This is a genomic window from Chitinophaga filiformis (assembly GCF_900102545.1).
In the GTDB taxonomy this organism is placed as follows: domain Bacteria; phylum Bacteroidota; class Bacteroidia; order Chitinophagales; family Chitinophagaceae; genus Chitinophaga; species Chitinophaga filiformis.
The window spans coordinates 116188-132588 of the sequence record NZ_FNBN01000004.1; the positions used below are offsets into that span (position 1 = coordinate 116188).

10 protein-coding genes and 1 tRNA gene are annotated in these 16401 nt (G+C 45.7%); 7 read left to right on the forward strand and 4 right to left on the reverse strand.

The genetic code is table 11. The annotated features are described in order from the left end of the window. Nucleotides 1-6: 6 nt before the first annotated feature. Nucleotides 7-2295, reverse strand: a complete 2289-nt coding sequence (locus BLR32_RS18275; RefSeq protein WP_089834294.1) for a tetratricopeptide repeat-containing sensor histidine kinase — start codon at nt 2293-2295, stop codon at nt 7-9. Nucleotides 2296-3220: 925 nt separating this feature from the next. On the opposite strand from BLR32_RS18275, the gene BLR32_RS18280 reads away from it, so the two are divergent. Then, nucleotides 3221-4780, forward strand: a complete 1560-nt coding sequence (locus BLR32_RS18280) for a BACON domain-containing protein (protein ID WP_218124218.1) — start codon at nt 3221-3223, stop codon at nt 4778-4780. Nucleotides 4781-4836: 56 nt separating this feature from the next. Here BLR32_RS18280 and BLR32_RS18285 read toward each other — a convergent pair. Further along, nucleotides 4837-4910, reverse strand: a tRNA-Ala gene (locus tag BLR32_RS18285). Between the two features lie 153 nt (nt 4911-5063). Between BLR32_RS18285 and BLR32_RS18290 the strand changes: the two genes are divergently transcribed. The 3 genes from BLR32_RS18290 to BLR32_RS18300 all read left to right on the forward strand — a co-directional run bounded on the left by BLR32_RS18290 (nt 5064) and on the right by BLR32_RS18300 (nt 10548). Then, entirely contained in the window at nt 5064-5621 is a 558-nt protein-coding gene (locus BLR32_RS18290) for a GNAT family N-acetyltransferase (RefSeq protein ID WP_089834296.1), read from the forward strand. A gap of 48 nt (nt 5622-5669) precedes the next feature. Next, on the forward strand, nt 5670-6983 hold the full coding sequence (locus tag BLR32_RS18295) for an amino acid permease (protein WP_089834655.1): 1314 nt from the start codon (nt 5670-5672) through the stop codon (nt 6981-6983). Between the two features lie 250 nt (nt 6984-7233). Beyond that, complete coding sequence (locus BLR32_RS18300) at nt 7234-10548, forward strand: TonB-dependent receptor (protein ID WP_089834297.1); 3315 nt, start codon at nt 7234-7236, stop codon at nt 10546-10548. Between the two features lie 399 nt (nt 10549-10947). Here BLR32_RS18300 and BLR32_RS18310 read toward each other — a convergent pair whose 3' ends face one another. Continuing rightward, entirely contained in the window at nt 10948-12876 is a 1929-nt protein-coding gene (locus BLR32_RS18310) for a gamma-glutamyltransferase family protein (protein ID WP_089834299.1), read from the reverse strand. Nucleotides 12877-13059: 183 nt separating this feature from the next. Here BLR32_RS18310 and BLR32_RS18315 point away from each other — a divergent pair, with 183 nt between their 5' ends. Further along, nucleotides 13060-13542: a DUF4240 domain-containing protein gene (locus BLR32_RS18315; RefSeq protein ID WP_089834300.1), complete on the forward strand. Its 483-nt coding sequence runs from the start codon at nt 13060-13062 to the stop codon at nt 13540-13542. A 44-nt stretch (nt 13543-13586) separates the two neighbouring features. Here the strand turns inward: BLR32_RS18315 and BLR32_RS18320 are convergent, their stop codons facing one another. Further along, nucleotides 13587-13946: a SnoaL-like domain-containing protein gene (locus tag BLR32_RS18320; protein WP_089834301.1), complete on the reverse strand. Its 360-nt coding sequence runs from the start codon at nt 13944-13946 to the stop codon at nt 13587-13589. A 248-nt stretch (nt 13947-14194) separates the two neighbouring features. Between BLR32_RS18320 and BLR32_RS18325 the strand changes: the two genes are divergently transcribed. Continuing rightward, the gene (locus tag BLR32_RS18325; protein ID WP_089834302.1) at nt 14195-15196 is read left to right on the forward strand and encodes an AraC family transcriptional regulator; all 1002 of its coding nucleotides are present in this window, start codon (nt 14195-14197) and stop codon (nt 15194-15196) included. A gap of 16 nt (nt 15197-15212) precedes the next feature. Then, nucleotides 15213-16382: a M20 metallopeptidase family protein gene (locus BLR32_RS18330; RefSeq protein WP_089834303.1), complete on the forward strand. Its 1170-nt coding sequence runs from the start codon at nt 15213-15215 to the stop codon at nt 16380-16382. Nucleotides 16383-16401: the final 19 nt, after the last annotated feature.

Genomic DNA, 16401 nt, shown 5'->3' on the forward strand with positions numbered 1-16401 from the left:
AACGTTCTACACATAATCAGTTACATTTTCCTCAATAGCTACCGGTTCATCAAAAGTTTCCTTTTCCTGATATTTAAAACTGATAGTAATAGCAACACCGTGACGACTCTCAATATGTAAACTTCCGTCCAATTGCTCTGCCAGCGTATGCATCAGCATCATACCCATTGAGCCCCGCTGAGTAGGTATCTCCCCTTCCGGAAAGCCCTTCCCGTTATCGGCGATTACAAGAGTGAGATAACCTGTATCTGCCGGCTGCAGGGAAACAATGATGGTACCATTGCCGGTAAACGCATATTTAATAGCGTTGGTAATGGCTTCGTTAAGAATCAATCCTACCGGTACTGACTGGGCAACGTCAAGTTTCACCGGCGCTATCTGAAGATCGAATTTTATCCTGTTGACATCTGAGAAACCATCTTTCAGAAATACTATAAGCTCGTTAATATAGTTACGCATATCTATCAGCGCCATATTGTCTGACTGATAAAGCTTCTGATGGATAAGAGAGATCGCCTGCATCCGGTAACGGCTTTCCCTGATAGCATTCAACGCATCTTTGTCACCAAGAAATGCAGCCTGGGTATTCAGCAGGCTCATAACAATCTGAAGGTTGTTTTTAACACGGTGATGAATTTCTTTAACCAACCATTCCTTTTCACCCAGTAGTTTATTCTGAGCGGCAATCAACTCCTGTAATGATTGGTTTTTGCGGTTAATCTCGTCCTGCTGTTGTTTTAGTTGCCGGTTGCTCTGCAATTTCAGCTGATAACGATTGTAGCCTAACAGCAATAACGCAATAAGCATACCTGCGCCGCCAATGATCACATTCCTGGTAAAACGTGCCGCCTGCGCTTCCTGTGTCAACAATTCAATATTCCGCTGTTTCAGTATCAAAGCCTGATCTTTCTGCTCGGTTTCAAACTGCACCTGCAAGTAACCGATCTTCTGCATTTTGGCTATATTAAACAAGGAATCATTCGCCAGTTTATACAGCCGGAAATGCTCAAGCGCTTCCTGGTAGTTGCCCAGGGCAGAATCCGCAGTGTAAAGGAAGGAACATGATTTTGCCCGGAAAGACAGGTTGCCGTTCTTGCTTGATGCTGCCAGCATTACCTGGGCATACTGGTGCGCTGTATTGTATTGGTGAATGCCGAGGTAATAGTTGACCAGTGCTGTATAGACGAATTCCAGGAAGGCATCATCAGGATGCATTGCGCGCCGCATATCCTCCAGCTGTTGCGCATAGACTGCCCCGCTCTTAAAATCACCCAATAAGCAGTAGGTATTTAACATGCATTCCCACATCAGAATCTTATTCTCCGGGCTTTTCGGTGGATAATAACGCTCTTCCTGTTTCAATATCTTCAACGCTTCCCCAGGTTTATTCGTCTTCTGGTAGATCTGACCAATATTACGGGCCAGTATCTGCATGGCGGGAGTGTCCTTTAACCTGAACGCAATTTCCTGGGCCTTTTGATAGCTCTGCATTGCCTTAGGAAGATCCACTACCCTGGCATAGACCATTCCTAACCTGTTATAAATTGTACAAAGTTGCGTTGTGCTGTCTCCAACTGCCTGTGCTGTTTTTAATGACAACAACGCATATTTCAGCCCATTATCAGAGTCTCCCACCTGACTATACATTGCACCCAACAGGTTATATATACCTTGCAGCTCTTTAACATGTAGCTGTTCGAAAATGACCAATGCCTGTAGCAATACTTTTATCGCTTCTTTGTAGTCAGGAAGGAAGGAGTAATAGTCGCCAAGCCTGTAAAGCGCGTTTGCCTGTTTTAATTTCGAACCTGACTCTCCGTAAAGTGCGGCTGCGTCACGATAATACTTAAGCTTTATATTGAGCGTTTCAATATCCACCGGTGGATAGTAGTCACACAATTCCATGTACGCATCAGCAAGCAATTCCTGTTGCTTCTGTGCCTTAAAAATAGCCTCCGCTTTCAACGCATCATCCTTCCCTTTCATATCACCCTGTTCACGCAGGATCTTCGAATGAAGCAGATAACTTTGACCTTCCCATACCTTATTACCGATACCTACCGCAGATTTAAGCACTTTGGCAGCACATATTGAAGCAGTATCTATGTCACCCCGCTCAGTGCCTGGCCTGTTGATATATGAATTACCTGTATTGAACAGCATCCGCAGATCAGCTGTATCCGGACGCTCCTTCCTCAGGAGCTGCTGCAAGACCGATGGAGACACTTTATCCTGTGCCAGACATGGGATCAAACAACTCATCATACAATAGAAGAGCATGAGTAATCTGTTCATAACTTAATTTATTTTAACATCTCTATTAGGTCTGCTGTATAGCGCTATCGGCGCTGAGTTAAACAAGCTATGGAAGAATTAATTACAGATAGCAATACTTCAAACTGGCGTTAATTGTCCCTTGTACAGTTATAAGCATAGTATGCTTTGGTATCTCTGCCGACTTAATTTCCTATTAAGCAGCGGTTCTTTTACAGTTATGGTTCAAATAAAATATGTGTATGAAATCCTCCTGTAAGTCTGTGATTTTGCCGGCGATTGTCAGCGTGGGAGGATCATCTGTCCCATTTCGCATTTCCAGGCTACTATCATAACGTGTAAACTATTCAGCTATTACATGTACAGTTTGTGATTTCCGACTTATCCGGCATCACTATCTTGGCTGATATACTAAAATATTTCCCGCAAAGTTGCTCCTGCTTTTCAGCGTATTCTACGACCAAAATAATTATCTAGATTACCCTGAAACTCAATTATTAGGAGCCGAAGATACAAATCTCTTTTAATTTTTTACCCTCAACTGCCTCCCTGCCTCTGAATGGCAGTTCTCACCGACCAACATCCCATACTGAAACCCGAGCTATTTAGCGCACATAAAAAAAGAGGTTATATCAAATTACCTGATACAACCTCTTCCCCGAGAATACCTCCTCTTATTGCAATAATGTTACTACCCCCTTTCGCTCTACTTCACCACAAAGTGTCTTAGCTTTAATAAAATATACGTATGAACCTATAAGTTGCAATACACCTTTACAAGCCCCAAAGCCCTCATTAGCACTGAAATGCCCTAAAACAAAGATTAGCTTGTTATTATACAAACATAAAAACTTATTTATATTTGTATTATTAACTGTCTATTTAACATTTTTTACCCAGACACCCAGATCTCAATATGAATTTTACTAAAACCCTGATACCTCTTTTGTGTTTAGTTGTAATAGTTCTAATAAATGCCTGTAAAAAAAGCAGCAGTGACGGCGGCGCTGCAGGCACGCTTTCAGTAAGCAGAGCGGCCATTGATCTTGATACAACTGCCGGATTCACCGATACACTAACGATTCATTCAACCTTGTCATGGAAGGCTACCCTTTCCTCAGGCGCCAGTTGGTGCAAACTAAGTAAGGCCAACGGCGATGCAGGCGATGCGGCTCTAACCATTACCATACTTTCAAATAATGGCACTGCTACCGCACAAACAGCTGTTATTACATTCACGGCAACCAATGGCCAGGCATCTCCCGTTACAGTGACCCTGACACAAAAAGCGTTTCCCATAATCAGTCAGTTGGTGGGCGGCTCTAAATGGGATTTCGCTTATGATGTGAAAAAAACATCCGATGGAGGAATGATCATAGTCGGTTCTACGCAAAGCGCAGACGGTGATTTAACCAACAACCAGGGATCTGAGGATATAATGGTGGCAAAGCTCGATGCTTCAGGCAACAAACAATGGGTAAAAACATTTGGCGGATCGGCTTCTGACTATGCCAATGCTGTTACACCCACCACGGATGGCGGCTATATGGTAGCGGGCATTACTTCAAGTTCAAATGGCGATATGCCAGCTAACCTGGGAGGAGGTGATATTGTGGTGATAAAACTGGATAACTCGGGAAATAAATTATGGGTGAAAACTTTCGGCGGATCGAAAATCGATGAAGCGACCAGCATCATAGCAACTCCAGATGGCGGTTATGTATTGGCCGGACGTACCGTAAGCACAGATGGTGAGGGAACCGGCAATCATGGTGACAGTGATATTATGATCATAAAACTCGATGCTTCGGGTAATAAGCAATGGGCAAAAGTGCTGGGCGGCACTACAAACGACTTATGCGGCCATTTGATAGCAACTGCCGATGGCGGCTATGCCCTTTGCGGATATTCTACCAGCGCAAACGGCGACATCAGCATTAATAAAGGCAGTTTTGACTACCTGTTAATGAAACTGGATGCTTCCGGTAACAAAGTATGGGATAAAACATTCGGCGGGTCAGATACCGATTATGGCTATGATTTAAGAGTTACTACCGATGGGGGATATGTCATCACCGGATATACCGAAAGCAGTGATGGGGATGTAAACAACTACCATGGCAACACAGATATCTGGGTTGTAAAAACAGATGTATCAGGAGATAAGCAGTGGACCAAAACCATTGGCGGATCGAAACAGGATTATTCGTATTGCCTTACCGCTACTCCCGATGGCGGGTGCATTATTGGTGGCATGAGCACCAGTACCGATGGCGACCTTACCGGTAACCGGGGCACTATTGATTTGTTAGCTATAAAAATAAATGCCGCAGGCAATAGCCAAACAATCAGAACATATGGCGGGTCGTATGACGATGAGCCTTTGGCTATGATTGAATTTACCAGTGGGAGATATGTATTCGCGGGTACTTCTGCCAGCTCAAATGGAAATGTAGGTAACAATCATGGCGGTTACGATGCATGGGTACTAAACCTGCCTTTCTAAATCACCTGTCCAAATAAAAAGCCTTCCCGACAACTCGGGAAGGCTTTTTACTTCTGTGGAGAATACCGGAGTCGAACCGGTGACCTCTTGCATGCCATGCAAGCGCTCTAGCCAACTGAGCTAATTCCCCGCATAATGGAGTGCAAATGTATACTTTTTCCTGAAATAGTCAAATTTTACCCTAAAAATCCATTTCCCGCTGAAAATCAGCTTTCCCCCTATTAGGGGATGCACTATTCCTGCCCATTTTTGTTTCTTTACACAATCGGAAACCGGATAACCTATGTACATAACTAAATTTATCAGTTCAGACGACGAATTAAGACAAGTTGCCGAACTATCCAGGCTGAATTCAGCCGAGAGTATTACAGAGGAGGAGAAAGCCGAGCAAGGCTATGTTTCCTGGAAATATACTTTCGAAGATCTCAAAGCACTCCATGAAATCGCCCCTTCTGCCATTATCAAAGACGGTGACAAAGTGATCGGCTATCTGCTGGTACTCGTGATGGAATCTGCTGCCGTATATGCACCTCTCAAAGATGCGCTGAAACTGTTTGATGGCCGGTATTACAAAGGAAAATCACTCATGGATTACAAAGTATATTTCCTGGGCCAGACCTGTATTGACAGCAACTACCGCGGCAAAGGTCTCTTACGACAATTGTACCAGTTTCATAAAGATAACTTCGAGTCGGTATACGACTTTGCACTTAGCTCCATAGCCAGAGACAATCCGAAGTCCATGATGGTACATGCCAGGCTGGGCTTCCGCACACTCTTCCCTTTTACTGATGGTGGAAAAGAATGGGATGTGGTAATATGGGATTTTAATCTCGGATAATCCGATATTTACAGCCAATCTCTATCCTGCCGCATGAAAGAAACAGCTATGGAAAAAAACAAACTCGGTCTCTGGACAAGTACATCACTCATCGTTGGTAATATGATCGGAGCCGGGATCTTCCTGGCGCCCGCTGCACTTGCCTCATTTGGCAGTGTCAGTCTGCTGGGATGGGTGATTTCAGCTATTGGTTGTTTCTTCCTGGTAAAGGTATTCGGCAATCTAAGTAAACTGGTGCCGAATGTAACCGGCGGCCCGTATGCCTATACCCGTCGCGGCTTCGGCGACTATATGGGCTTTTCCATTGCCTGGGGATATTTCCTGGCCGTCTCCTGCGCCAATGCAGCTATCACCATCGGGTTCGTCAGCGCATTGAGCACCTTCATACCTGCGTTGTCTACCAATACCTTCAGTGCAGTAGGCACTGGTCTCGGCACCATCTGGTTACTGACCTGGGTCAATAACAGGGGTATCCGAACTTCCGGTTCCGTGCAGATGGCCACCACTATTCTCAAGCTGATACCGCTATTACTGGTGGCCTTCGGGGGCCTGTTCTTTATCAAAGCTGCCAACTTTCCAGCCTTCAATAGTAGCGGCACGTCGCTGTTCACTGCCCTTTCCAACACCGTTACCTTCACCATGTTCGCCTATGTGGGTATTGAATCTGCCACCATTCCGGCAGAGAAAGTGCAGAATCCGCAGCAGACCATTCCAAAAGCCACCTTATTAGGATTATTGATCGTTACGGTAGTCTATGTGTTAGGCACAGTCAGCGTAATGGGTATCATTCCCTCAGAGCAGCTGAGAAAAACAGTGACACCTTTTGCTGATGCAGCCGTAATTATGTGGGGCAATAATGCCCGCTATTGGGTGAGCGCAGGTGTAGCTATAGCCGCCTTCGGAGCATTGAATGGCTGGATGCTGGTGCAGGGGCAATTACCCTATGCTATTGCGAAAGACAACCTGTTTCCGCAGATATTCAGTAAAGAGAATAAAAGAGGCGTCCCTTATGTAGGCACCCTGTTCAGTAGTGTACTGATATCCATTCTCATGGCAATGAATTACACCAAAGGACTGGTAGAACAATTCAAGTTCCTGGTCTTACTGTCTACCCTGTCTGTCCTCATACCCTACCTGTTTTCAACAGCTGCTTACTTTATATTGAAAATCAAAAGCGGCGTACTAAAGACAAGCGAATGGATACAATGTATCTTACTATTCGCCATTTCGTTTAGCTATGTACTCTGGGCAATTGCAAGCGCAGGGCAACAGACTATATACTATGGATTTCTGTTGCAGATGATCGGAATACCTTTGTATTTGTGGATGGCAGCAAAAAAAGAGAACTCCTTATTTCAGTAATACACTCATTCCTTATATAATGAGTATTTCGATAAATACTCATAAAAAAACAGCACTCAGCGACGTACTTGCCGCTCCGGCAGATTTACCCCTAACGCACCTCCGAATTCAGCTAACTTGCCTCCAAAATCTTTTCGTAGGGCACAATTCTGAAGACAATCTGTCGAATCAAAATCTAAATAATTTGTTAACGCACTAACTGCTGTTTTGTGCGAATTTTTTGAGTATTTCGAACAATAAATCAAACTGCATGCTTTTCAAAAAATGTCTGTCGGCCATTATCGGGCTGATTAGCCTACCTATGCTATTATTCGCCCAGGAGACTACCTCCGAGATCCACGGGCAAGTGAAGGATGGGCAAACGGGAGTTCCCGGCGCTGTCGTTATTGCACTCCACAATCCAACCGGTACAAAGTACATGACAACCACCCGTAAAGACGGGCGCTACAACGTACCAAACGTCCGCGTAGGGGGACCTTACACCATTTCAGTATCCTATATCGGATACAAAGACCAAAAGATCGAGAATGTCATACTCTCCCTGGGACAAGAGTATACCGGTGATTTCAACATTGTACCTGACACTAAACAGCTGAATGAAGTTGTAGTAAAATCAGGTAAACAGGACAAAACATTCAACAACAACCGTACAGGTGCACAGGAGATCATCAGCCGTGATCAGCTGGAAAAACTGCCTACCATCAACAGGTCTGCTCAGGACTTCACAAGACTGGAGCCAACTGCCTCCAATCCTATAGGTGGACAAAGCTTCGGCGGCCGTAGCAACCAGTACAACAACTTCACCGTAGATGGTGCCAACTTCAACAACTCATTCGGGTTATCTGGTACTCTCGGCGGACAAGCAGGTGCGCAGCCTATCAGCCTGGACGCGATCGATCAGATCCAGGTAAATATTGCGCCTTATGACGTACGTCAGGGTGGATTCTCCGGCGCTGGTGTAAATACCGTTACCAAAAGCGGTACCAACACCTTCAGAGGATCTGTTTACACTTACTTCAAAAACGAAAACACACAGGGTTACAAGGTAGGGAACGTAGTCGTACCGAAAACTGACCTTTCTTTTAGTATTCGTGGTGCTTCCATCGGTGGACCAATCATTAAGAATAAATTATTCTTCTTCGTGAATGGTGAATCATCCCGTCAGACAGCTCCTGCTACCAGCTGGATCCCTTCTGATGCTTCACATGCACCCAACCCGGGTGGTGTTTCCACCGCCAATGCAGATACGTTAGCGGCCCTGGCCACTTTCCTGAAGGATACTTACGGGTACGATCCCGGCGCTTATTCCGGTTATTCCTTTAAGACTAACAGTGATAAGATCACTGCAAAGATCGACTGGAATATCAACGATCATAATACCCTGACCTTAAAGTACAACTACCTGAAATCAATGTCTGACCAGTTTGCAAGTACCAGCAGACCGGCAGGTGCTACAGGTGGTCAGCCTGGCTTTAATGCGATGCCTTTCTACGGAAGCGGATATGTGATCAACAACAATTTCAACATCTTCATCGCAGAACTGAACACCCGTTTCGGTAACGCTGCATCCAACAAGTTCCAGGTTGGATACACTGCGCTGCGTGACTACCGTACGCCTCACTCCAGCTCTACCACAATGCCGTTGGTGGATATCCTGAACAACGGTAACATCTATACTACTTTTGGTTACGAGCCGTACACTTATAACAACACCCTCAATACTGACGTATTCCAGATCTCTGATATCTTCACTTTCTACAAAGGTGCTCACGAGATTACAGTAGGTACACAGGATTATTACAGAAAATATAAGAATGCATTTGCTCCGGGTTACCAGGGCGCTTATCAGTTTGCAAGTCTGACTGATTTCTACAATAGCGCTAAGAACGGTGCACTGAATGCAAAAAGCTATTACCTCCAGTACTCTGCATTATCTGATGGTTCCTTCCCATGGGCATATGCAGGTTCTACAGAACTGGGCTTATTCGCACAGGACAAATGGCGTGTATCAAACAATTTCACGCTTACTTATGGTCTGCGCTTTGATATGACGATCTACAAACAGGACTTTGAAGACAACCCACAGTTCAATGCACTGAAGTTTAAAGACGGTAAGAGCTATGATATCGGAAAAGCTCCGGGTAATGCATTGCTGGTATCTCCACGCATTGGCTTCAACTGGGATGTACTGGATGATAAGACCTTACAGGTTAGAGGTGGTTTAGGTATCTTCTCTGGTCCTCCACCATTTGTATGGATCAGCAACCAGGCCAGCAACAACGGTGTACAGTGGGGTTCTTTCACCAAAAATGGTGTAGCATTCAGCGCTGATCCTAATGCGTACCGCCCTGAATCAGCCTCTGCGAACACAGCTTATGCCGTTGCATTGACCGACAAGAATTTCAAATATCCTTCCGTACTGAAAACCAGCCTTGCAGTGGATAAAAAGCTGCCTGGTGACTGGGTATTCACCGTAGAAGGAACTTACTCCAAAGATATCAACGCTGTATACTTCCAGAACATCAACCTGAATGAAACCAACGGTTATGCACTGAGTAACGGAGGCGATAACAGGATGCGTTACAATACATCCCTGACTACCTCTCTGAATACCAGCAATAAATATTATTCCGCAGGTACTTCACTGGCCGATCCTAATATCGGTAATGCTATCCTGATGAGCAATACCAGCAAAGGATATGCTTACAATATCACCGGCCGTGTACAGAAAACGTACAAGAATCTGTATGTAAGCGTAGCTTATACACATGGTGATGCACGCAACGTAGCAGAAACAGGCAGCACCGCTTCTTCACTGTGGAGCGCCCGTGCTGTAAGTGCAGATCCGAATGCAGCAAACCTGACATATGCATCTTACAGGCTGCCTAACCGTATTATCGCAATGGCTTCCTACAAAGTATCATATGCTAAATACTTTGCTACTTCCTTCGGTCTGATCTACGAAGCTGCACCTGCAGGTGTAACTTCTTACACTTATAATGGTGACCTGAATGGTGATGGTTTCAACAATGACCTGATGTATATTCCTACCAACGACAAAGATATTAATCTGATCAACGTAGGTTCTTACAACGCTACTACCCACACCGGTAGCACTACAGGTACTGCAAACGATCCAAGAACTGCTGCCCAGATCTGGACACAGCTGAACAACTTCATCAACCAGAGCGATTACCTGTCTTCTCACCGTGGACAAGTAGCAAAGGCGAATGCAGTAACTTTACCGTTCTTCAAAAAAGCAGATGTTAACATTACTGAAGACATCTCTGTTAAAACCGGTAAAGAGCGTCACACGCTGCGTTTATCCCTTGATATCATCAACGTGGGTAACCTGTTGAATAAAAACTGGGGTATCGTAAAATCTACTACAGTAACCAACCCACTGAAGTTTGAAGGTATCGCTGCTGATGGTAAAACACCGCTGTTCTCCTTCCCTTATTCGGATGCGAGCAACCAGGTGCACTACTCCAACAGCTTTGCCAACAACACAGGTATTACTTCACGCTGGCAGATGCAATTCGGCGTAAGATATATCTTCAACTAAGCATTAAAACATGTTAAAGAGGATGAACTCAAAATAAACGAAGGTCCTCAGAATCGCTTAAATAACTACCTGGCTCCATCAGGTATACGAATGAAAACAGGGTGTATCGTACTTTTGATACACCCTGTTTTTTATTATGGATATGGCGAAAAAAAAACAGTCCCGCATAAATGATGCGAGACTTTTGATCTAATTCAGGATTGTTTAATTTGAGGTTGAACATACAATACTCTACAACTTGTTCTTACAATTTTTACCAGTCGATCATACAGTTGAACACTGTGTTAATTGCTGATACAAAAATCATAAAAACGAAGGCCCATTCAAATGATCTAAGACAAGAAAGCCACTTGACATTTATCAAGTGGCTTTTCTGTATATATAATGACTCATCTGAAACTACCATCCAATACCGTAGTCCTCGCCATGGTTACTACTTCCTCCCCACAACGAACCATGCTTACTATCTAATAAAATAGCATTAACAGGACCGCTTGTACGTTCACCGAAAGAGGTGATATATCCCATTTTCTTTAGTGTAGCGCGTACTGATTCCGGTGTATTATTATTCAGTAATATGCTGCCGGGATGCGGCATGCGTTCCTTTGTACTGGTACCTCCCAGCGATAACCACAGCTGATTGGTATTAATATTGGCCGCCTCTGTGGCTTGTTGTACTGTCATACCAAATTCCACTACATTCAGGAAGAACTGTAACAGGTTCTGATCCTGTGTATCTCCACCCTGTACAGCAAAAGAGAGGTACGGTTTCCCATCTTTTAATGCCATGGATGGCGTCAGTGTTACCCTTGGGCGTTTCCCAGGCGCTATCACATTGAAAGGGCATAAAGCGCTGTCAAGTACAAAACTCTGCAAACGCTGGCTCATACCCACACCTGTATGTCCTGCAATACATGCCGGTGTCCATCCACCACTGGGGGTAACAGATACCACCCAGCCCTCTTCATCAGCTGCTTCCACACTGGTAGTACCTCTCCAGAGACGGTCCATATAGAGACTATCTGTATCATTAGCCGCATACATCTGATCTGTAAGCGGCACATTCAGCAGACTGGTAGCGTCATGTTTCGGAACAAAACCTTCCGGCTTTTTCTCAAGGCTTGTATCTGTCAGGGAGCTGCGTTGCTTTAATAGTCGCAGATATGGATTGGTGCCGCCTTCAAAAGGATAAGGATCTCCCGGAGCTGCAGCAGGGTCATTATGATCAGGATTGATCTGTTTTGCCCTCTCCTTTGCATATGCCTTGCTGAGCAGTCCTTTGATCGGCGTTTTAGTGAAATAAGGATCTCCGTAATAGAAGTCCCTGTCCGCAAAGGTCAGGTTCATCGTCTGATACAGGGTATGTATATATTGCGCAGAATTATATCCCATTCCCTTCAGATCAAAATTTTCCAGGATATTCAGACTTTGCAGCAACATCGGTCCTTGTGTCCAGGATTGGAGTTTATATACTTCAATGCCTTTATAATTTACATGCAGTGGCTCCTCCTCTATCGGTTTCCACTTTGCCAGGTCCTGCTCTGTGATCAGCCCTCCCTGTTCCCGGCAGCCACGTACAAATTCCTTTGCTATATCTCCCTTGTAAAAACGCTCGTAAGCGGCCATAATAGCCTCTTTACGGGACTTTTTATTCTTCAGTGCGGCCTGTTCTGCCTCCACCATTTTTGTGAGGGTAGCCAGCAGGTCTTTCTGCACAAAGATCTCTCCTGCTTCCGGCGCCTCTCTTTTCTCACCCGGGTGGGTCAGGAATACTGCTTTACTGTAGGGCCACTCTTTCAGGCGATCTTTGCTTCTTTCCATACTATTGGCCGTCTGGGCCTCGATAGGATAACCGGCGGCCATTTCCATGGCGGGCGCCAGCACTTCTTTCAGGCTCAGGGTACCATATTCTGCCAGCATATAGCACAGGCCTCCGGGAGTACCCGGCGTTACTGCTGCCAGCGGCCCATATTCCGGCGGGAAATTGTATCCTTTACTTTTAAAGAACTCCACCGTAGCCCCGGTAGGCGCTACACCAAGAGCGTTGATAGCAATGACCTTTTTAGTTTTCGGATTAAAGATCAGGGCCTGTGTTTCCCCGCCCCAGCTTAACACATCCCACATCGTGCAGGTGGCTGCCAGCATGGCGCAGGCTGCATCTACGGCATTACCGCCTTTCTGGAAGATCATCGATCCTGCTGTAGCCGCCAATGGTTTGCCGGTCACCGCCATCCAGTGTTTGCCATGTAACGGAGGCTTCTGAGTTTGCTGTGCGCTCGTTGCCAGTCCGAGGGAAATAAGGGTGGCAAGAAAAAAGAGACGTTTCATAAAATAATATGCGATTTAGAAATGTTATTATTCTGGTCATCGACAAAATAGGAAAATAGGAGGTATACTAGGAAAATATGGGATGAACTTTGCTATTACTCCGTTGTTATACTAAAAGTGCCCACGTAAATACATTGGTTATGCCTGGTGCACTTATTCCACGATATTATAAATCTGTCTTTTATGAACGCAACAAGATTCTGGGAAATCATTGAAACCGCGTGGACAACAGATAGAGATTTATTTAATTTAAGAGAAACAGCGCTTACGACCAATGATCCCACTCTAATCAGGCAACTTGGAAATATCGTTTCCGATCAGATTGCCAGCCACATCAGAAAACAGCTCCTTTATATGGATGAACGGGAGCTGACCAGGTTCAATCATGTGATGGAAGAAAAGCTCTTCCATATAGACCGCGAAGAGATCCATGAACGTGTCAACGGATCAGATGAGGGATTTCTTCACCGACGATGCTTTATAGTAGGCATGGGGGAGAGATACTATGATATGATTGACGACAATCCTGCTGCCGCCACCATGAATGTGTCCGCAGGGGACATAGGATTCATCGGCTACAGTGTATATGAGGAAAAATTCGGTGAAGAGTTTGAACGATATTGTCTCCATTGTATTGAGTCCGGCTCCAACTCGAGGGGCTGGTAACAAGAGAAAGGGCCGCGCTGATCTGCGGCCCTTTTTTATTTTCACTACATATAGAACTGTTCGGAAATTACCTTTCCGTCCTTTGTAGTGTACACACAGAGTTCCTCCATGTTCATTCTGCCCCGTCCTTTCATCGTCATGTCCATCTTCAGCACAAAGGCAAATGAATTACCTGCAACAACCGGTGTAGAAGTATCTACGCCATGTACTTCCTCTACCATGGACATGAATTTGTTTCCTTTCTCAAAGATTTTGTCAAGGCCCTTTACTTCCTTTTCAAATTCGGGTGTAGCCTCAGGTTCAATACTGATGCAATCCTGGGCATACAACTCTTTCTGTGCAGTTTCAAATTCTCCTTTTTTGCATAGCTCCGCAAGGCGGGTGGCGATTTCTTGTGTAGTCATGTTTGGTGGATTTGGAGTTTGTTCTAAGTTAACATAATCCTGAGAGTTATTGTTTGTTGAGGCCGATACAATACATATGCTTGCCACGAAGGAGATCTTTCTATACGCTTTTCAAACAAAAGACGCGATAAAGCATACGCTGCGATCGATCTGAAGTTTCATCGCAGTACCGGGATATATATTTGGGTAGTAACCTGAATTTATACAACCAGAATTATTACAGTCACTCACCGGTTAAATGCCTGAACATGACCTCCAGCTTATATCCCCCTGCGCTGCATTTTGGGATCCCTGAAAAAATGCAGCCACATGTGCGGGTCTCCGCAAGTTTGCCGGACAGATATCAGCAATACCGGATTGCACAATCGACAGATACCACGTATGTAGAAGCACCATTCGGCAGTTATATTACCCAGGAGATCAGAGATCCCAATTGGATTATCAGCTGGCAACAATGCTTTGTAAAGGAAAAGATAAGATTGCGCCCATCCGTGTCACAACCCATGCTGGCAATGTATTGCATCCTGCAGGGCAACATTTCCTGCCGGCTGCAGGGAAAAGGAAAACTGATGATGATCGAAAAGGAATTCGGCATCTACTACATCCCTTCTCATTCCCAGAATATCGCTGACCTGCGGCCGGGATATTATGAAATGATCTGCATTTCTTTTTCCCCCGCCTTTGTCCGGAAATTCATCACCCATCATCCCTCCTTTGAAGAGATCTATCAGCAGCAACAGCGGCAGGCCCGCAGAGCTGCCTTATTACCTGCTATCAGGATGGATGTATCTGATCTGAAAGTGCTGCATGAAATGCGGCATGCGTCGGAAGACCAGGAACTGGCGCCTTACCTGGAGTCAAGGTTGAACGACCTGCTGTCCCTCTATTTCAGCGCGCTCACCCCCAAATATCTCCAGAACGGCGATCAGGCCCAGAAACTGCGTCAGATATGCATATACATCCAGAATCACTACCACCAGCCGCTCAGCATAGCAGAGCTGAGCAAACAGGCTGGCATGCATATCAACACTTTCGAACGCGCATTTAAAGAGTTGCTCAGTGTTTCTCCCCGTGGGTATATTGAACACCTGCGATTAAAAAAAGCAGCCTCTCTCCTGTCGCAAACCACACTCAGCATCAAAGAGATCAGTTACAGCACCGGCTACCGGGGCGCGAATTATTTCACCGCTGTTTTCCGTAAGCGTTACCGTTGTTCTCCGAGAGAATATCGGAAAAACCGCTTAACTTGACGGAAATTGCTGATTGATGGACGCACAATTAACGGACAGGCTTATTGATATCAGAAGACAAATTCATGCACAACCGGAGTTAGGGTACGAAGAACAACATACTTCCAGCCTGGTGAAACAGGAGCTGGACCTGCTGGGAATAGATTACATCTCCAACATTGCGGGCACTGGCGTTATTGCGTCCCTCACTCGGGGAAACGGACCTTGTGTGGCCATCCGTGCAGATATGGACGCCCTGCCGATGCAGGAAGAAACAGGTTTGCCGTTTGCCTCAAAGGTGAACGGGAAAATGCATGCCTGTGGCCATGATCTCCATACAACGATGCTGATAGGTGCAGCAGCACTACTAAAACAGACCGACTTCCAGGGAACGATAAAACTACTCTTTCAACCTTCAGAAGAGGGCCCCGGCACTGATCCTGAAAAGAAGAGCGGTGCACGCCGCTTTGTGGAAGCAGGTCACCTGGACGATGTACAGGCGGCCCTGGGCCTGCATGTAGACCCTTCCCTTCCTGTAGGACAGATTTCTTACGCCATTGGCCCTGCCCTGGCATGTACAGGGTTCTTCACCATTGAAGTGAAAGGCAGGGCGGCACATGCCGGCGCCTCTCCCCAGCTGGGCATTGATGCGGTAGTTATCGCATCCCAACTGATACAGACAGCACAAACCATCATCTCCCGGCATACGCCTCCCATGGAAACGGCTGTGCTTTCTTTTACGAAGATCAACGGGGGCGTTGCACCCAATGTAATAGCCGACAGGGTTGTACTGGAAGGTACCATCCGGGCGCTGAATCTGGACGTTTACGAAGAAGTGATCGACCGCCTCCGGAAGCTGGGTGAAGGGCTGGGGCTCATCAATCAGGCAGAGATCATTTTTGATCTGTATTTCAGCATTCCCAGCGTGCTCAATAATGACAAAGTACACAGCAAACTGCAAGGCAGCCTGAATGGCATTTTCGGGCAGCAAAATGCCCTGGAAAAGATTCCTCTGCTGGCAGGCGAAGATTTCTGTTATTATTCACGGAAAGTACCCTCGATGTTTTACCTGCTGGGTGCGCAGGACCCGACATCTCCCGGCTACTATCTCCATCATCCTAAAGTGATCTTTAACGAGCAGTGTATCCCCCTGGGAGCATCCTTCCTGGCCAAAGGGGCCGTTGAGCTCCTCGACGGCTTCCGCTAATTGTCGTAACTTGCGGCCT